Origin of the sequence: Bradyrhizobium rifense, assembly GCF_008123425.1 — a bacterium.
Lineage (GTDB): Bacteria > Pseudomonadota > Alphaproteobacteria > Rhizobiales > Xanthobacteraceae > Bradyrhizobium > Bradyrhizobium rifense.
In genome coordinates this window covers 75615-94189 of record NZ_VSSS01000033.1, presented here as the reverse complement: position 1 = coordinate 94189, position 18575 = coordinate 75615, and the positions used below count along the sequence as shown (strand labels likewise).

15 protein-coding genes are annotated in these 18575 nt (G+C 64.3%); 3 read left to right on the top strand and 12 right to left on the bottom strand.

Features of this window, described 5'->3' with window-relative positions:
• The first annotated feature begins 31 nt into the window (after nt 1-31).
• The gene (locus FXB40_RS22725; RefSeq protein ID WP_148774435.1) at nt 32-1546 is read left to right on the top strand and encodes an acetyl-CoA acetyltransferase; all 1515 of its coding nucleotides are present in this window, start codon (nt 32-34) and stop codon (nt 1544-1546) included.
• On the opposite strand, the gene FXB40_RS22720 is transcribed toward FXB40_RS22725, so the two are convergent.
• The 6 genes from FXB40_RS22720 to ltnD all read right to left on the bottom strand — a co-directional run bounded on the left by FXB40_RS22720 (nt 1543) and on the right by ltnD (nt 10987).
• Entirely contained in the window at nt 1543-2739 is a 1197-nt protein-coding gene (locus FXB40_RS22720) for an efflux RND transporter periplasmic adaptor subunit (protein ID WP_148774434.1), read from the bottom strand. The genes FXB40_RS22725 and FXB40_RS22720 overlap by 4 nt on opposite strands.
• On the bottom strand, nt 2726-5905 hold the full coding sequence (locus FXB40_RS22715; protein ID WP_148774433.1) for an efflux RND transporter permease subunit: 3180 nt from the start codon (nt 5903-5905) through the stop codon (nt 2726-2728). Before FXB40_RS22715 ends, FXB40_RS22720 begins: the two co-directional genes overlap by 14 nt.
• Before the next feature lie 242 nt (nt 5906-6147).
• On the bottom strand, nt 6148-7839 hold the full coding sequence (locus FXB40_RS22710; protein ID WP_148774432.1) for a methyl-accepting chemotaxis protein: 1692 nt from the start codon (nt 7837-7839) through the stop codon (nt 6148-6150).
• A 161-nt stretch (nt 7840-8000) separates the two neighbouring features.
• Nucleotides 8001-9278 (bottom strand): 3-oxo-tetronate kinase, encoded by a 1278-nt coding sequence (gene otnK / locus FXB40_RS22705; protein WP_148774431.1) that lies wholly within the window; start codon nt 9276-9278, stop codon nt 8001-8003.
• Complete coding sequence (gene otnI, locus FXB40_RS22700) at nt 9275-10057, bottom strand: 2-oxo-tetronate isomerase (protein ID WP_148774430.1); 783 nt, start codon at nt 10055-10057, stop codon at nt 9275-9277. The genes otnK and otnI overlap by 4 nt, the downstream gene beginning before the upstream one ends.
• A 12-nt stretch (nt 10058-10069) precedes the next feature.
• Nucleotides 10070-10987 carry an L-threonate dehydrogenase gene (gene ltnD, locus FXB40_RS22695; protein WP_148774429.1) on the bottom strand — a complete coding sequence of 306 codons (918 nt, stop codon included), beginning with the start codon at nt 10985-10987 and terminating at the stop codon, nt 10070-10072.
• Nucleotides 10988-11092: 105 nt separating this feature from the next.
• On the opposite strand from ltnD, the gene otnC reads away from it, so the two are divergent.
• Nucleotides 11093-11797 (top strand): 3-oxo-tetronate 4-phosphate decarboxylase, encoded by a 705-nt coding sequence (otnC, locus tag FXB40_RS22690; protein WP_187437074.1) that lies wholly within the window; start codon nt 11093-11095, stop codon nt 11795-11797.
• A gap of 139 nt (nt 11798-11936) precedes the next feature.
• Here otnC and FXB40_RS22685 read toward each other — a convergent pair whose 3' ends face one another.
• The 6 genes from FXB40_RS22685 to FXB40_RS22660 all read right to left on the bottom strand — a co-directional run bounded on the left by FXB40_RS22685 (nt 11937) and on the right by FXB40_RS22660 (nt 17510).
• Nucleotides 11937-12641: an ABC transporter ATP-binding protein gene (locus FXB40_RS22685; RefSeq protein ID WP_148774427.1), complete on the bottom strand. Its 705-nt coding sequence runs from the start codon at nt 12639-12641 to the stop codon at nt 11937-11939.
• Nucleotides 12625-13356: an ABC transporter ATP-binding protein gene (locus FXB40_RS22680; protein WP_148774426.1), complete on the bottom strand. Its 732-nt coding sequence runs from the start codon at nt 13354-13356 to the stop codon at nt 12625-12627. Before FXB40_RS22680 ends, FXB40_RS22685 begins: the two co-directional genes overlap by 17 nt.
• Entirely contained in the window at nt 13353-14336 is a 984-nt protein-coding gene (locus FXB40_RS22675; protein WP_148774425.1) for a branched-chain amino acid ABC transporter permease, read from the bottom strand. The genes FXB40_RS22680 and FXB40_RS22675 overlap by 4 nt, the downstream gene beginning before the upstream one ends.
• Nucleotides 14336-15214, bottom strand: a complete 879-nt coding sequence (locus FXB40_RS22670) for a branched-chain amino acid ABC transporter permease (RefSeq protein WP_148774514.1) — start codon at nt 15212-15214, stop codon at nt 14336-14338. The genes FXB40_RS22675 and FXB40_RS22670 overlap by 1 nt, the downstream gene beginning before the upstream one ends.
• 151 nt (nt 15215-15365) lie before the next feature.
• Nucleotides 15366-16610 (bottom strand): ABC transporter substrate-binding protein, encoded by a 1245-nt coding sequence (locus tag FXB40_RS22665; protein ID WP_148774424.1) that lies wholly within the window; start codon nt 16608-16610, stop codon nt 15366-15368.
• 84 nt (nt 16611-16694) lie between these two features.
• A complete protein-coding gene (locus tag FXB40_RS22660) occupies nt 16695-17510 on the bottom strand; it encodes a putative hydro-lyase (RefSeq protein WP_148774423.1) in 816 nt (271 codons plus the stop codon).
• 119 nt (nt 17511-17629) lie between these two features.
• Between FXB40_RS22660 and FXB40_RS22655 the strand changes: the two genes are divergently transcribed.
• Nucleotides 17630-18547 carry a LysR family transcriptional regulator gene (locus tag FXB40_RS22655; protein WP_148774422.1) on the top strand — a complete coding sequence of 306 codons (918 nt, stop codon included), beginning with the start codon at nt 17630-17632 and terminating at the stop codon, nt 18545-18547.
• Nucleotides 18548-18575 lie beyond the last annotated feature (28 nt).

Here is an 18575-nt window from a genome sequence, read left to right as displayed (position 1 = left end):
GCCGAAAATCTAACACGTGAAGCAAGAAGAAATGTCCAACTCCCCTATTCCCGAAGACCGCATCCCCGTCATCGTCGGCATCGGCGAGATCGTCGACCGCCCCAAGGAGATCATTGAGGGCCTCGAGCCGCTCGATCTGCTCGAACAGGCACTGCGACGCGCAGAAGCTGACGCCGGCGCGAAGCTGCTCGGCGAGGTGCAGTCGCTCGACGTCGTCAACTTCCTGAGCTGGCGCTATCGCGATCCGGAGAAGCTGCTGGCGCAACGGCTCGGCGTCTCGCCGGCGCATTGCTATTACGGTCCGGTCGGCGGCGAGAGCCCGATCCGCTTCATCCACGAGGCCGCAAAGCGCATTGCGCGCGGCGAATGCACCGTCGCCGCGGTCTGCGGCGCGGAAGCGCAATCGACGGCAACCAAGGCCGAGCGCGCGGGCGTCAAGCTGCCATGGACGCCGTTCGCCCACGATGTCCCGGAGCCGAAGCGCGGCGCGTCGTTCCAGAAACCGCTCGCCATGAAGCTCGGCGTGTTCCGCCCCGTCACGGTCTATCCGTTCTATGAAGCGGCATCGTCCGCGCATTGGGGCCAGACCCCGCGCGAGGCGATGGCGGAATCAGGCACGCTGTGGTCGCGCTATTCGGCGGTCGCCGCGCAAAATCCCAATTCCTGGTTGAAGCGGCGCTACGCGCCGGACGAGATCACGACGCCGACCGCGGACAACCGGCTCATTGCGTGGCCCTACAACAAGCTCATGGTCGCCAACCCCAGCGTCAACATGGGCGGCGCGCTGTTGCTCACCAGTCTTGCCAAGGCACGCGCGGCTGGCATTGCTGAGGACAGACTGGTCTACCCGCTCGGCGGCGCCTCGGCAGAGGAGCCGCCTGACTATCTCGTGCGCGACCAGTTTTACGAGAGCCATCCGCAGAACGCGGTGCTGAAGACCGTGATGGATATCGCCGGCGGCGACGGCAAGAAGTTCGACGCGATCGAGCTCTATAGCTGCTTCCCTTGCGTGCCGAAGATGGCGCGGCGGACGCTGGGTCTTTCCGCCGACGTGCAGCCCACCGTGAACGGTGGCCTCACCTTCTTCGGCGCGCCGCTCAACACCTACATGACGCATGCAGCCTGCGCGATGGTGCGGCGCCTGCGTGGTGGCGACAGGCTCGGCCTGCTCTACGGCCAGGGCGGCTTCGTCACCAAGCATCACGCCCTGGTCGTTTCGAAGACACCGCCGCAGGATGCGCTGGCGCAGGAGACCAGCGTGCAAGGCGAGGCCGACCGCAACAAGCGTGCGGTGCCGGGGTTCGCCACCGAGGCTTCAGGAAAGGGGCAGGTCGAGAGCTTTACGGTGCTCTACGGCCGTGGCGGCGATGCCGAGCACGGTGTGGTGATGTTGCGCACGGCAGATGACCGGCGCACGCTGGCGCGGATCCCGGCGAGCGATGGTGCGACGCTGGGGCATCTATTGAACATGGACAAGACGCCAGTCGGCTCAATTGGCGAGATCACCATGGCAGCCGATGGCACACCGGAGTGGCGGGTGGCTTAGCTCTTCGGCGCCTGCTTTTCCGACGCCGTCGCCGGCTTGCCGCCGGCGCCGACGACGCGAACCGCATCGCCGTCGGACAGGCCGTCCGGCGGAGCGGTGATGACGCGGTCGTCGGGCGCAATCCCTGAGGCAAGCTCGATCTCCTTGCCGAGATCGCGGGCGATGGTCACGGTCTTGAATTGCACCTTGTCGTCCGCACCGACCGTCGCGACGCGCAGGCCGCTGCCGTTGAAGATCAGGGCGCTGGCGGGAATGCTCAGCGGCGCGGTGTCGCGCTGCAAATTGAGTTTCACACTGGCATAGCCGCCAGGCATCAGCTCGCCACTCGAGTTGTCGAGACCAAGCTGCATGCGCGTGGTGCCCGAGGCGACATCGACGGCCTGCGAGGAGGCTTCCACCGTCGCCTGGAACGTCCGGTTTGGGTATTCCGGCATCACCATCGTAGCCTTGGCGCCGATCTTGATCGCCGGCACGTAGTTCTGGGGAACGTTGACGTAGACGCGCAGCTTGGTGATGTCGGAGACCACGAACATCGCCGGTCCGGACCCGCCGCCGGCGTTGATCAGCGCGCCGACGTCGGTGTCGCGCGCCGTGACCACGCCGTCGAACGGCACGGTGATCTTCTTGTAGCCCGCGAGCGCCTCGAGCCGCTCAACATTAGCCTGTCCGGAATGGACGGCGGCGTTCTTGTTGGAGAGGTCAGCGGTGCGCTCGTCGATCTCCTGCGCCGAGACGAAGTTGGAGGCGACCAGCGTCTTGCGCCGGTTCAGGGTTGCTTCCGACAGCCTGGCGCTGGCCTGCTGGCTGGCGAGGTCGGCGCGGGCCTGCAAAAGCTGCTGGTCGAGGTCGGGCGCCTCGATCTCGGCGATCACCTGGCCTGCCCTGACGCGGGCGCCCATGTCGACGCTCCAGCTTTTGAGATAGCCGGAGACGCGCGCGAAGATCGGCGCGCGATAATAGGCCTCAAGCCGGCCCGGCAGATCGATGGTGGAATTGAGCGCCTTGGCGTTGGGCAGGGCCACCGCAACACTGGGAACGGCCTGGTCGTCGGTCCATTCCTTCAGCTTGGAGCTCTGGTCCTCGCGGGCCCGGATGCCGGTGCCGACCACGAGGCCTGCCGCAATCAGCGCCACCACGCCGAAAATGCCCAGTTTCCGGTGCGACACCGGGGAGCGGGGTTCAGTGGGCGACATGCGGAGTCTCCAATGGGGCGGCGGCTTCGGCGCCTTGTTTCTTGTGTACCATACTGAACACCACGGGAACAAACATCAGCGTGGCGAAGGTTGCAAAGATCAGGCCGCCGATCACGGCGCGGCCAAGGGGGGCGTTCTGTTCGCCGCCCTCGCCCAGCCCTAAGGCCATCGGCGCCATACCGATGATCATGGCGAGCGCGGTCATCAGAACCGGGCGGAACCGAACGAAGCCGGCTTCCAGCGCGGCCGCGATGGGGTCGCCGAGCTCCTCATAGCGCTCGCGGGCGAAGGAAATCACGAGCACGCTGTTGGCGGTGGCCACGCCCATGCACATGATCGCGCCTGTCAACGCCGGCACCGACAGCGTGGTCTGGGTCGTGAACAGCATCCAGACGATGCCGGCGAGGGCTGCCGGCAACGCGGTGATGATCACGAAAGGATCGGACCAGGACTGGAAGTTCACGACGATCAGGAGGTAGATCAGCACGACGGCGCCCAGGAGACCGAACAAGAGGCCGGTGAAGGCGCTGTTCATGGTCTGCACCTGACCGAGCAGCACCACGGAGGAGCCCTTCGGCACTTCCTTGGCGGTATCGGCAATCAGCTGGCGAATATCATTGGAGACCGCTCCGAGATCGCGGCCTGACGTCGTCGCAAAAATCTGCACCAGCGTCTGGATGTCGTATTGCGACACCACTGCGCTCGACGTCGAGCGTTTGATGTCGGCGATGCCGCCGAGGATCGGCGACTGCGAATTGCCGGTCGCCGTGATCGGCAGCGTCTGGAGCGCGCTGAGCGAATCGATCTGGTATTGCGGCGTCTGCATCACGATGGAGTAGGACACGCCGTTGTCGGGGTTGAGGTAGTAGGTCGGCGCCACCTGCGAGGAGCCGGCGAGATTGACCACGAGACTGTTGGTGACGTCGCGTTCGGTCAGGCCGACATATTGCGCGCGGGTGCGGTCGACATCGATATTGAAGGTCGGGTTGCTTGGCGACTGCTGGATCCGCGCATCGGCGACGCCGGGAATGCGGCGGACTTTGGCGAGCAGCTTGTTGGCATAGGCGAAGTTAGCCGCGGCATTGGCGCCACGGACCTGGAGGTCGATCGGCGCCGGCGCACCGAAGTTCAGGATCTGGCTGACGATGTCGGCCGGCAGGAAGGCGAAGCTGACGCCGGGGAACAGCCGCGGCAACTGCTCGCGCAGCACCTTCACGTGCTCCTCGGTCGGCTTGTGGCCCTCTTTCAGCTTGACCTGGATGTCGCCGTCCTGCGGACCGATCACGCCGGTGTTGTTGTAGGTCATGTTGATGCCGGAGATCGGCATGCCGATGTTGTCGGTCAGCGTCTCGATCTCACCCGGGATCAATTTGCGGATCGCCTTCTGCACGTCGGCGAGCTGGTTGGCAGTCTCCTCGACGCGGGTGCCGACCTGGGTGCGGACATGCATCAGGATGTTGCCGGCGTCGACCGCGGGGAAGAAGTTGCGGCCCAGGAACGGCACCAGTGCGAACGATGCGCCGACCACGCAGAGGAAGCCGATCACGAACACCGAGCGGTGCGCGAGCGCGAGGCCGAGAAAGCCATGGTAGCCGCCACGAATGCGCTCGAAGCGAGCCTCGAAGCCGCGCTGGAACCACACCAAAGGATTGCGCGATTTCGGCGGCGCGCCCTCGTGGTGCACATGTGGCTGCAACAGATAGTTCGCCATCGTCGGCACCAGCGTGCGCGACAGGATGAACGACCACATCATGGCGAACATCACCGCTTCCGCCATCGGCACGAACAGGAAGCGCGCGACGCCGGTGAGGAAGAACATCGGCACGAACACGATGCAGATACAGAGCAGCGAGACGAAGGCCGGCGTCACGATCTGGTTGGCGCCATCGAGGATCGACTGCTCAACCGGCTTGCCCTGCTCCAGATGGTAGTTGATGTTCTCGATAGTCACCGTGGCGTCGTCGACGAGGATGCCGACCGCGAGCGCGAGCCCGCCGAGCGTCATGATGTTCAGCGTCTCGCCGATCGCCGACAGCATGATGATGGCGCCGAGCACAGACAGCGGGATCGAGACCGCAATGATGACGGTCGAGCGCCAACTGCCGAGAAACAACAGGATCATGACGCTGGTGAGCAGCGCCGCGATGACGCCTTCGAAAGCGACGCCCTGGATCGCGCCGCGGACGAACACGGACTGGTCGCCGATGAAGCCGATCTTCAGCGCATCCGGCAGCTGATCCTTGACGTCGATCACCTTCTGCTTGATGCCGGCGATGATATCGAGCGTCGAGGTCGCGCCCGCCTTCAGCACCATCATCAGCACCGAGCGGTTGCCGTCGACGTGGACGATGTTGGTCTGCGGCGGGTTGCCGTCGCGCACGGTCGCGACGTCGCGCACATAGACCATCGCACCGTTGACGGTCTTGATCGGCAGATTGCCGAGCTCGTCGATCTTGAGCGGCGAGTTGTTGAGCTGAATGTTGTACTCGAAAATGCCGATCTTCTGGGTGCCGACCGGCGTGATCAGGTTCTGGGCTGCGAGCGCGTTGGCGACGTCCTGGCCGGACAGGCCGCGGGCCTGGAGCGCAGTCGGATCGAGGTCGATCTGGACCTGGCGCTGCTTGCCGCCGAACGGGTATGGGATTGCAGCACCCGGCACGGTGACCAGCGGCGTGCGGAGCTGGTTGATGCCGATGTCGGCGAGGTTCTGCTCGGAGAGTCCTTCGCCCGACAGCGCCACCTGGATGATCGGCACGGTCGAAGCCGAATAGTTCAGGATCAAAGGCGGCGTTGAGCCGGGGGGCAGCTGCTTCAGCAGCGTCTGCGAGATCGCAGTGACCTGGGCGTTGGCGGTGCGGATGTCGACGGTCGGCTGGAAGAAGATCTTGACGATGCCGAAGCCGTTATAGGAGTTGGCGACGATGTGCTCGATGTCGTTGACAGTGGTTGTGAGCGAGCGCTGGAACGGCGTGGTGATGCGGCCGGACATCTGGTCCGGCGGCAGGCCGGTGTACTGCCAGACCACACCGATCACGGGGATACGTATCTCCGGAAAGATATCGGTCGGCGTTCGGAGCGCCGCCAGCGGTCCGATGATCAGGAGCAGGAGCGCGAGCACGACAAACGTGTAGGGCCGGCTCAGGGCAATACGGACCAGAGCAATCATTCGTAGGCAATTCCAAATCAGGGGACGGGGAACACGCCCCCGCGGGTTCCTCGGCTGATTTACCCGAACATCGCCGAAATGGCCAACGACAGCGAGTCACGCGCGGTCACTTCCCTGCTATCGCACAGCGAAATCGCATTCCAGATATGCAGCCTCTGCCAGGAAGATTACAGAAACAGCTTTCCCCAAGTAAAAAGCGGCGCCCGGAGGCGCCGCTTTCAGAACTGTCGTCTCTTTCAGACTCAGGCCGCGCGGACGTTGGTCAGGAACTTGCTGACCTCAGTCTTTAGTCGGGTGCTGTCGTTGGACAGCATCTGTGCGGCCGACAGCACCTGCGAGGAGGCGGTGCCGGTCTCGGTCGCGCCGCGCTGCACGTCGGTGATGTTGGACGAGACCTGCTGGGTGCCCTGGGCCGCCTGCTGCACGTTGCGGGCGATTTCCTGGGTCGCGGCACCCTGCTCCTCCACCGCGGCCGCAATCGCCGAGGAGATTTCCGAAAGGCGCTCGATGGTCGAGGAGATTTCCTTGATCGCACCGACCGAGTCGTTGGTCGCCGCCTGGATGCCGGAGATCTGCTGGCCGATCTCGCCGGTCGCCTTGGCGGTCTGCTCGGCAAGCGCCTTCACCTCCGAGGCGACCACCGCGAAGCCGCGGCCGGCCTCACCGGCACGCGCCGCCTCGATGGTGGCGTTCAGCGCCAGCAGGTTGGTCTGGCCGGCGATGGTGTTGATGAGTTCGACGACGTCACCGATGCGCGAGGCCGCCTTGGAGAGTTCGCTGACGCGCTCGGTGGTGGCACGGGCCTGGCCGACGGCGTCGCCCGCCATTCGCGCCGATTCCTGCACCTGACGGCTGATCTCGCCGACCGAGGATGCCATCTCCTCGGTGGCCGAGGCCACCGACTGCACGTTGGTGGAGGCTTCTTCCGAAGCCGCGGCAACCGTGGTCGCGAGCCGCTGCGAACGGTCTGCGCTCGAGGTCAGCGTCGAGGCCGAGGCTTCGAGCTGGGTCGAGGCCGACGACACGGTCTGGACGATCTCGCCGATCATGGTCTCGAATTCGCGGGTTACGTTGTCGACACGGCGGCCGCGCTCGATCTTGGCTTCGGCGTCGGCGGCAGCAGCCTCGTCGGCAGCCTTCTTGGCAATCAGCGCTTCCTTGAAGACCTGGAGCACGTCGGCCATGGCGCCGATCTCGGTCTTCTCGCCCCGGTGCGGGACCTCGGCGGAGAGGTCACCCTTGCCCAGCGCCTGCATCGGCTCGATGATCGAGTTGATGCCGCTGGAGACGTCCTGCACGAGGTAGAAGCTGACGCCGATGCCGATGATCACGGCAGCCCCGAGGATGATCGAGACCAGCATGAAGGCATAGTAGTAGCTGTCGCCGGCATCCTTGGCAGCCTGATCGCCGCCCTGGGTATTGAGCTCGATGTCCTTTGTCAGGACCTCATCCGACGCAAGTCCGATCTTGTTGACGGTCTTGGTATTCAGCTCCTGGGCGTCATGCGGGACCTTGCCGGCCTCCTTGCGCGACAGCGCAAAGACCTCGTCCGTGCCCTGCTTGTACTGGTCCCAGAGCTTGGCCCATTCGTTGTACAGCCCCCGCTCCTCCGGAGAGGTGATCATCGGCTCGTAGCTCTTGCGGGCCTTGCCGAGCGCCTCCATCACAGTGCCGGCGGTCTTCTCGTTCGCGAGCTTGTCTTCCAGCGTCTCGGCCAGCATGTGCTGGCGGACCACGTTGCGATAAGTGATGACGCTCGCCCGGATCTCGCCGAGCACCCGCACGCTGGGCATCCAGCTTGTGGTGATGTCGGTGGTATTGGCATTCATCGACCGCATCTTCATGACGGCGAGCAGGCCCATGCCAGTCATCGCAACCAACAGGAACGCCACGACACTGATGATCTTGGCGCGGATGGAGATGGTGGCGAACATAATAGGTCTCTTTGCGTTGGCGCGGTCGCGCGTCCTAAATGAGTCAACTAAAGGAGCGGCGCCGATATCCAACAACAAAGCGACTGAGCAGTTGTTAACTACGACTCCGTACGAGTACGGAGCCTGAAAGAGATGAACAGGCGACTAAGAATGCTCTGCGCTCAGCGCATGAGCCCAATCGCGTCTGAGAAAAACTCAGGCCCACCGAAGTTGCCCGACTTCAAAGCGAGCAGCATATCGCCCGCGGCGGCGCCGACGGCGCGAAGCACCGGCACACCCGCGGCGATCTCCGCGCCGACCAGGAAACCGGGAATCCCGAGGCGGTCGACGACGGCGCCGGAGGTCTCGCCACCGGCCACGATCAAGCGCCGAACGCCTGATTTCACTAGGTTTTCGGCGATGTCGGCCATGGTCTGCTCGATGGCGTGACCTGCAGCGTCGCGACCGTGACGCGCCTGGAGCGCAGCGACGTCAGCCGGCGTCGCGCTCGAAGCAATCAGCACGGGACCCTTGGCCAACCGCTCCTTCGCCCAGTCCAGCGCACGCTGCGTTTCGTTCACGCCCGTAAGAATACGGTCAGGGTCGAGACGAAGCACCGGCATGACGCGTTCGACGTTGGCGATCTGCTGCAAGGTGGCCTGCGAGCAGCTTCCCGCGAGGCACGCCACCTGGCCGCCGACGGCGGCACCCTGCTCGCTGCTGGCGGCGGCCGACTTGACCTTGCCGGTCGACACCAGTGCGCGAGCGAGGCCCAGGCCGATACCGGACGCGCCGACCGACAGCCGGTGCTCTGCCGCGACAAGGCCGATGGTCTCGAGGTCTCGGTCGAACACGGCGTCGATGATCGCGGCGCCGACGCCCTTGCCTGACAATTCAGCAAGCCGGGCCTGCACGGCCTGCGCCCCGCGCGAGAGGGTCGCGAGGTCGACGAGACCGATCTGCGTCTTGCTCTGGCGCGCCAAGATGCGCACCAGGTTGGAATCATGCATCGGGTTGAGCGGATGGTCCTTGAGCGGGCTCTCGTTCAGCGGCACGGCGCCGACGAACAGATTACCCTGGTAGACGGTGCGGCCGGTCTCGGGAAAGGCCGGCGTCACCAGCACGACGTCCTCGCCGCAATCCGCGCGCAGCGCATCCGTCACCGGCCCGATATTGCCGGCATCCGTGGAATCGAAGGTCGAGCAGATCTTGAACAGCACGTGGCTCGCGCCGCGCCCGCGCAGCCATTTCTCGGCCGCGCGCGAGCGCGACACCGCAAGGCCCGCTTCGATCGAGCGGCTTTTCAGCGACACCACGACGGCGTCCACTTCGGGCAGCTTCAGATCGTCGGCGGGCACGCCGATGGTCTGCACCGTGCGCAAACCGGCGCGCGTCAGCGTATTGGCGAGATCGGAGGCGCCGGTGTAGTCGTCAGCGATGCAGCCTAGCGCAAGTGTCACGGCTTCACTCCCGCATAGGGCTTGAACCAGGCGAGCCCATCGGTGGTCTTGCCGCGCGGATTGTATTCGCAGCCGACGAATCCGGCATAGCCGAGGCGATCGAGCTCATCGAACAGGAACGGATAATTGAGCTCCTCGCCGTCGGGCTCGTTACGCGAGGGAATGCTGGCAATCTGGATGTGGCCGATGATCGGCATCATCTCGCGCAGCCGCATGGTGACGTCGCCATGGATGATCCCGCAGTGATAGATGTCGAACTGCAGTTTCAGGTTGGGAAGCCTCAACTCCTGGATCAGGTCGCGGGCAAAGCCGAAATCATTGAGAAAATAACCTGGCACGTTGCGGGAATTGATCGGCTCGAGCACGATGTCGATGCCATGCGGCGCGAAGAATTCTGCGGCCCAGGCCACCGACTTGTAGAAGGCCTCGATTGTGACCCGTTCGCCGCGGTTGGCGATGCCCGCCATCAAATGCAGCCGCTTGACGCCGGTCGCCTTGGCGTAAGGCAGCGCCGTCTCCAGGCTCGCCTTGAGGTCGGCAAAGCGCGCCGGCAGTGCGGCAAAACCTTTCTCGCCGGCATTCCAGTCGCCCGGCGGCAGGTTGAACAGCGCCTGTGTCAGGCCGTTGCGCTTGAGCCGCTCGCCGATCGCCTCGACCGGATGCTCATAGGGAAAGAGAAACTCGACGGCGGTGAAGCCGGCTGCCGCGGCGGCGTCGAACCGGTCGAGGAACGGCACCTCGGTGAACATCATCGAGAGGTTGGCGGCGAAACGGGGCATTGGAATCCTCTTCTACTTGTCGCCGGGAAGTTTTACGCCGGTGACTTGCGCATACATTCGCGCCACCGACGCATCATCGTCACGCCCCATGCCGGCGGCTGATGTCATCAGGAACATCTGGAGGGCCGCGGCGGAAACCGGCACCGGGAATCTGGCGCTGCGCGCCATGTCCTGGATGATGCCGAGATCCTTGACGAAGATCTCGACCGCGCTACGCGGCGTGTAGTCGCCGTCGAGCACATGCGGCATACGGTTCTCGAACATCCACGAATTGCCGGCAGACGCCGTGATCACCTCATAGACCTTGCGGATGTCGAGGCCCTGCTTGGCGGCGAACGCGATCGCTTCGCTTGCGGCAGCGATATGCACGCCGGCCAACAGCTGGTTGATCATCTTGAACGCGGCGCCCTGCCCCGCTGCATCGCCGAGCTCGTAGAGTTTTGCCGCCATGGCATCGAGCGCGGGACGCGCTTTTGCGAATGCGGCGGAGCTGCCGGAGGCGAGGATCGTCAATTCGCCTTGGGCTGCGCGCTGCGCGCCGCCAGAGATCGGCGCGTCGAGATAGTTGCGGCCGGTCGTCTCCAGCTGTTTGGCGAGGCGGCGCGCCACATCCGGGTCCATCGTGGCGGAGGAGATGAACACGCTGTCTTTCGGCAGGGTCTCGGCGACGCCGTCCTTGCCAAATAGGATCGTCTCTGTCTGCGCGGCGTTGACGACGACACTGACGACGATGTCCGCGCCCTTGGCCGCCTCGGCCGGCGTTGTGGCGCCGGTGCCGCCGTCCTTGACAAAACGCGCCACCGCATCAGCCGAAACGTCACAGCCGGTGACCGTATGGCCGGCGCGCTTCAGCGAGGTCGCCATGCCGTACCCCATCGAGCCGAGCCCGATGACGGCGATGCGCTGATTTTGTGACGTGGAGGCAGACATGCAACTCACCCTTGCGAACGTTTCCCGGCAGGCCGGCCTTTGCGGCGGCTCGTGATCTCGAATAACACGGCTTGGCCGCGCTGCCAAAGCGTGAGACAAGCGGGCATGACGGCCATGAAAACTGAAACGAGCAACGAGACAAGGCTGCGTGAGGATATCTGCCGCTTCGGACGGTCCCTGTTCGAGCGCGGGCTGACGCCGGGCTCCTCCGGTAATATCAGTGTCAGGCTGGATGGCGGCGGCTGGCTGGTGACGCCGACCAACGCCTCGCTCGGCTTCCTTGATCCTGCAAAACTGTCGCGGCTGGACGATCAGGGCCGGCTCATGTCCGGCGATGCGCCGACCAAGGAAGTTCCGCTGCACACCGCGCTCTACGATACGCGCGGAAGCGCGCGGGCGATCGTGCATCTGCACTCCACCCATTCGGTCGCACTCTCGATGCTGCCCGAGATCGACTCGCGCGCCGCGCTGCCGCCGATGACGGCTTATTATCTGATGAAATGCGGCGCCACCGCGCTTGTGCCCTATTACCGCCCTGGCGATCCCGCGGTCGCGGATGCGATCAAGGGACTGGCCGGGAAATATTCATCCGTGCTGCTCGCCAATCACGGCCCGGTCGTCGCCGGCGACACGCTGGAAGCGGCGGTGTTCGCGACCGAGGAGCTGGAGGAGACGGCGAAGCTCTATCTGCTGCTGCGCGGGATGAACCCGCGCCATCTCTCACCGGAGCAGGTGGCGGATCTTGTGAAGGTGTTCGGGGTGACGTTGCCGGAGCATGGCCACGAGCGACACCCAACGACGTCATCCTGAGGTGCGAGCCTTGCGATGCAACGCATCGCAAGGTGAAGCCTCGAAGGATGGGCTACGGGCGCTTGCGGCTCATCCTTCGAGGCGCGCAAGGGCGCGCACCTCAGGATGACGGCGGAGATTGTGGCGATGACGGCAGCAGCTACAGCCCCAGATACGCCTTTCTTACGTCGGGATTGCCCCTGATCTCCGCCGCCGGTCCCTGCATCAGCACGCGACCTGTTTGCAGGATGTAGGCGCGGTCGGCGATCTCCAGGCACTCGGCCATGCGCTGTTCGACGATCAGCACGGTCATACCGGCGTCGCGGATGCTTTTCACCGCCTGGAAGATTTCATCGACCAGCTTCGGCATGATGCCCTGCGAGGGTTCGTCGAGCATCAGAAGCCGCGGACGCGTCATCAGGGCGCGACCGATCGCGAGCATCTGCTGCTCGCCGCCGGAGAGCGTTTCGGCGCGCTGATCGAGGCGTTCGGACAGGCGCGGGAACAGCTTGAAGACGAGATCGAGCGGTCCCTCGCGATCCGCCTCGCCGCGATAGAGATAGCTGCCGAGGCGGAGATTGTCGCGCACCGACAGGCGCGGGAACAGCCGGCGGTTCTCCGGCACATAGGCGATGCCTGTCGCGGTGATGTGATGCTGCGCCATGCCGTCGAGGCGTTTGCCGTCGAACGTCACCGTGCCCGAGCGCGGACGCTCGGCGCCGGCGATGGATTTCAGCAGCGTCGACTTGCCCGCGCCGTTGGCGCCGGCGACACAGACAATCTCGCCCTTGGTGACTTCGATACTGACCGCGGAGATCGCGACCAGGCCCTGATAGGCGGTCGTGACTTCATGCACCGACAGCATGACGATCTCCCAGATATGCCTTGATCACCTTGGGATCGCGGACGACGTCGGCGGGCTTGCCCTCGACGAGCACCTTGCCGAGGTCGAGCACGATGGCGCGATCGACCAGCGGCATCACGATCTCCATGACATGCTCGACCATCAGCACCGTGATGCCAGCATCGCGTACTTTTCGCACCAGCGCCACACCGGTCTGCGCCTCGGTCGGCGTGAGGCCGGTGAGGACTTCGTCGAGCAAAAGCAGTTTCGGTTCGGTCGCGAGCGCACGCGCAACTTCGAGGCGGCGCTTCTCGGCCGGCACGAGGTCGCTCGCAAGCACGTCGGCGCGCGCGGCAAGGCCGGTGAACTCCAGCACCTCATGCGCTTTGCGGCGCGCCTCGCGCATCACCGTGTTGCGCATGAGCGCACCGACGATGACGTTGTCGATCACCGTCATGGTCTCAAAGCTCTTGACGACCTGGAAGGTGCGCCCCACGCCGCGCTGACAGCGCTCGGCCGCCGGCAGTTTTGTCACATCCTCGCCATCGAACCAGATCGAGCCTTGGGTGGGCGGCAGAACGCCGGCGATAAGATTGAACAGCGTCGACTTGCCAGCACCGTTGGGGCCGATCAGGCCGACGATCTCGCCGCGGCCGACCGAGATCGAGACGTCCGAGTTGGCGACGAGGCCGCCGAAGCGCTGCCAGACGCCGCGGGTTTCAAGGAGCGCGGTCATCGCGTGGCCCCTTTTGCCTTCGAACGGGAGAACAGGCTCACCAAACCTTGCGGCAGAGCCAGCGAGATCGCCACGATCAGCCCGCCATAGACGATGAGGTCGACGCCGCGGCCGGAGCCGCCGATATAGGAACGCGTCAGCTCCGTCATCGGGATCAGGATGGCCGCCCCCAGCACGGGACCCCAGAGGGTGCCGATGCCGCCGAGCACGGCCGGGAGTGCCATCAGCAGCGAGAACTGGAAGCCCATGACGCTTTCGGGATCGATGTAAGCGAGGAACTGCGCGTAGAACGCACCGCCGACCGCGACAAGAAAAGCGGACACGGCAGCCGCGCCCATCTTGGAGTTGAACACGACGACGCCGAGGCTTTCAGCGGCTTCCGGATTGTCCTTCACCGCGCGCCACCAAAAACCCCATTTGGAGTCTTCAAGCCACCAGGTGACGAACCAGGCGAGGCAGCAAAGCGCCAGCGCGAAATAGAAATACGGCAGCTTGCTGCGCATGAACTGGAATTTCAGCCAGCTGTCGCCGCGCACCGGAATGGTGATGCCCATCGCAGCCCCCGCCCATTCCCAGTTCTGGAACAGCAGCAGCCCGATCTCGGCGATGACGATGGTCGCGATCACGAAGTAATGGCCGCGCAGGCGGAAGAAGGGATAGCCGAGCCCCATCGCGATGAGAGCCGCGATCGCACCGCCGGCGAGCATACCGAACCAGGGCAACACGCCGAACTTCGTGAACAAAAGCTCGGTCGTGTAGGCGCCGATGCCGAAATAGAGAGCGTGGCCCAACGAGATCTGTCCGCAATAGCCAGAGAGGATGTTCCAGCTCTGCGACAGCGCCGCATACATCAAGGTCAGGACCAGGATGTTCTGGATGTAGACGTTCTTGACGAACAGCGGCGCAAGCGCGGCCAGTGCGGCCAGCACTGCGGCAATGATGAGATCGCGACGACGCCGCGCGGTATAATTCTTGTCCATCACATTGACCCGAACAGGCCGCGCGGCCGGATGAAGACGACGAGCAAGTACACCGCATAGATGCCGACCGACTTCAGGGAGGGCGGCAGCATCAGGGCGGTCACCGCTTCAACCAGGCCGACAATGATACCGCCGGCAAAGGCGCCGAACACGCTGCCAAAGCCGCCGAGCGCCACCGTGACATAGGCAATCAGCGCAAAGGATGCGCCAACGTCGGGATAGATGTAGAAAAACACGGCCATGATCGCGCCGGCGAGGCCGACAAGCGCAGCGCCAAGGCCCCAACCGAACGCGAACACGCGGTTCTTGTCGATACCGACGAGCGCGACCGCACCGGGATCTTCACGGGTGGCTTCCAGCGCGCGGCCGAAATCGGTGCGGTGGATGAAGAAGTAGAGGCCGGCAAAAGCCGCGATCGAGACCAGCGCACCGACCAGCTGCGGCTCCGGCAGGAAAATGCCTGCAATCGAGACGGTTTTACCGCCGAGCCAGGATTGCGGAATGCTGCGATAGTCCGGCGTGAAGAACAGCTGGGCCAGTCCGCGCATGACGATGGCCAGGCCGAAGGTGGTGAAGATCTGCACCATGCCGGCATTGGCCTTGGCGCGCATGGCGAAGCGTACAATCAACAGGTAGACCACCGCGCCGAACACGAACATCGCCGCCGCGACCAGCGGCGCCGAAAGCAAGGGATCGATGGCGAAGAACGTGAACAGAAAGAAGGACGCGTACATCGCGATCATCAGGAACTCGCCATGGGCGAAGTTCGTGACGTCCATCAGGCCGAAGATCAGCGCGAGGCCGACGGCGATCAGTCCGTAGAGCAGGCCCATCAGCAGGCCGCTCGCGAGACTTTGGACAACGGTTTCGACTGTCAGCAACTTGTCCCCCAGAAAAGCTCTCACCCCCGAGGGGCGTCATCGAACGCGCATCGCAAAGAACGGGCCGCCCTCGTCTCTCCCGACGCGGGCTCCGTCTTACTCGCAGGACCAGGATCGGGAGCTATCGTCCGAGCTCCCGATTCCATCCTCACTTCATCGGCCAGACAGCTTCGGCCACCGCCGCCTGCGACGGGAAGATGGTGACAAACTTGCCGCCGATATATTGCAGCAGCACCGGATCGGCGTCGTTGTTCTGGCCCATGTCGTCGAACTTGACCCGCTTCCAGGGCATGATGGTCTGCTCGCCCGGAATGTCGGTTGCGGCCATCGCGTCGCGAATCTTCTCGCCGTCGGTCGACTTGGCGCGGTTGATGGCGTCCGCAATCACGATCATCGCCATGAACTGCCGCGACGTGTTGTCGTTGAGATCCTTGCCCGATTTCGCCTTGAACAGATCGTTGATCTTGCCGACCATCGGCCGCTTGGCGGCAAGATCGAGCGAGAAGCTGCCGCGGGTGATTGCGCCTTCGAGCTTGTCGCCGACGGCGTCGTAAAGCGCCTTTTCGGAGAAGCCGGCTGCCTGGGCCAGGATCGCGTTCGGCTTGTAGCCGAGCTCCGCCATCGTCTTGACCAACAGGATGCCGTCCGTGGTGTAGCTCGAGGGCAGCAGCACGTCGGCATTGGCGGCCTTGAGCTGCTGGACTTCGGCAGACAAAGACGGCGAGTTGGCGCGGTACTTGATGTCGGCGACGATCTTGTAGCCGCGCTCGGCTGCGAGCTTGGTCTGGGCGTTGGCGGAGTCGGTGCCGAAGATCGTGTCTTCGTGGAACAGCGCCAGCGTGTCGGCCTTGACGCCCTTCTTCTTCATCGAGTCGAGGAAATCGAACATCCCGGCCGAGAACATCTCGTCATGCGGCGAGGCGCGGAAATAGTACTTCAGTCCGCGGCGATGCAGGCTCGGCGAAGAATTGTCCGCCGACAAGAACGGGATCTGGTAACGCTCGCAGATCTGGCTGACCGTGACCGCGACTGCGCTCTGATAGGAGCCGAGCACCGCGCAGACTTTCTCCTGGGTGATCAGTCGCTCGGCTTCGGCGCGTCCCTTTTGCGGGTCGCCCTGGTGGTCGGCGTACACCATGCGGATCTTGGCGCCGCCGAGACCCGGCAAGCCGACACCCTTCGCCAGCGGAAGATCGAAGTCCTGATCGTTGTTGATGATGTCGATTGCGGTTTCGAATGCGCGCTGCGCGTCGACCCCTACCTGGGCGCCGGCGCCCGACAAGGGATAGGTCGCGCCGATCACCACCTCAGAGGTTTGCGCGCGCGCGGCTAGCGGCAACAGCGCGGCAGCGGCGGTGGCTCCGAGCAGAACGTCGCGGCGAGTGATCGTCATTGGCAAAGTCCCCTGTTATTGCGCGTATCGAATGAAACGATTGGCAAACTGCGTAAAGCCTGAAGAAGCAGCAAATGCTGCCCACTAAATCACGGCCATGTTCCTGTTCTTCAGATCCGTCACCAGCATCAGGCCGGGCGAATGCGTAATCGCGAACGGGACCTTGGCTGCATTGATGACTGATTGCGGCGTCACGCCGCAGGCCCAGAACACCGGAATCTCGTCATCGGCGACAGGTACGGGATCACCATAGTCGGGCTTGGCGATGTCCTTGATGCCAATCAGATGCGGATGGCCGAGATGCACCGGCGCGCCGTGCACGGCGGGATAGCGCGAGGTGATCTGCACCGCGCGGATCGCATCCGCCGGCTTGAACGGACGCATCGAGACCACCATCGGCCCCGCGAACGGGCCGGCCTCGCCGCAGGCGATGTTGGTGCGGTACATCGGCACCCGCACGTTCTGCTCGATGTGGCGGATCGGCATGCCCTCGTCGAGCAGCGCCTCTTCGAACGAGAATGAGCAGCCGAGCACGAAGGTCACGAGATCATCGCGCCAATGCTTGGTCACGTCGGTCGGCTCGTCCACGACCTCGCCGTCGCGCCAGACGCGGTAGCGCGGGACGTCGGTGCGGATATCGAGATCGGCGCCGAGCGCCGGGATGTGCGGGCTGCCGACGTCGGACATGCCGATGATCGGGCACGGTTTCGGATTGAGCTGGCAGAAGCGGTGAAAGGCGCCGGCGAATTCAGCCGGCAGGATCGCCAGATTGCCCTGGACGAAGCCGGGCGCGATCCCTGCGGTGGAGCCGACCTCGCCGCCACGATAGGCGAGCCGGGCCTGGCGGCTCGGGAGAGTGTCGGGTGTTCCAGTTTGCTGCGCTGCCACTAAAACAGTCATGTGATCGACCTGCCTATGAACTCGACAAGCGTAGCCAACATCAAGCATACTATAAAGTCTAATCGTCCTTTTTAATCGATATCGATAAATCTATTTTATCGATCAGGAAAATCACTCCAATGCTGGACTTCAGGTCGATCGAAACCTTCCTCTGGGTCGTGAAGCTCGGCAGCTTCCGTGGCGCCGCAGCGCGGCTCAATACGACCCAGCCGGCGATCTCCCAGCGCATCGCCCAGCTCGAGCGCGAGATGGGCGTAAAACTCCTGAACCGCGATCATCGCGTGGCGTCGCCCACCCCGAGCGGCCGGCAGATGATGGTCTATGCGGAAAAGCTGATCGGCCTGCGCGCTCAGATGATGGCCGAGATCGGCGACCGCTCGGCGATGCGCGGCGTGATGCGGCTCGGCGTCGCCGAGACCATCGTGCACACCTGGCTGCCGCGGCTGGTGAAGAGCATGAACCAGATCTACCCCAACCTGTCGTTGGAGATCGAGGTCGACATCACGCCGAACCTCACCGCGCGCCTGCTCGCGCAGGAGATCGAGCTTGCCTTCGTGGTCGGGCCGCTGTCGGCCTCGGGCGTGCACAACCGCGTGCTCGCCGATTATCCGATCGGCTTTCTCGCAAGCCCGTCACTCGGGCTCGGCCATGGCCCGGTGACGCCCGCCGATCTCGCGCGGTTTCCGATCATCACTTTTCCGCGCAAGACCAGGCCATACGAGGTCGTGCGCGAGGTGTTCGACCGGCCGGACTTGCCACCGATCCGTCTCCACGCCTCGGCCTCTCTCGCCACCGTGATCCACATGGCGGTGGAAGGGCTCGGCATCGCCGTGATCCCCGACGCCATCGTCGAGAACGAGCTCGCCGATGGCCGGCTGCAATTGCTCGACACCGATCTGGAGATCGCGCCGCTGACGTTTACAGCAAGCTGGCTCGCCTCGCCCGACGTCGTCGCGGTGGAGCGCGTCGCCGAGCTTGCATGTCAGATTGCGCAGAGCAGCCTCGCGGTTGACGCGCCCGCGTTGGCGCGTCATTGAAACAGGCGCCGGACCAATGAGAGACTGA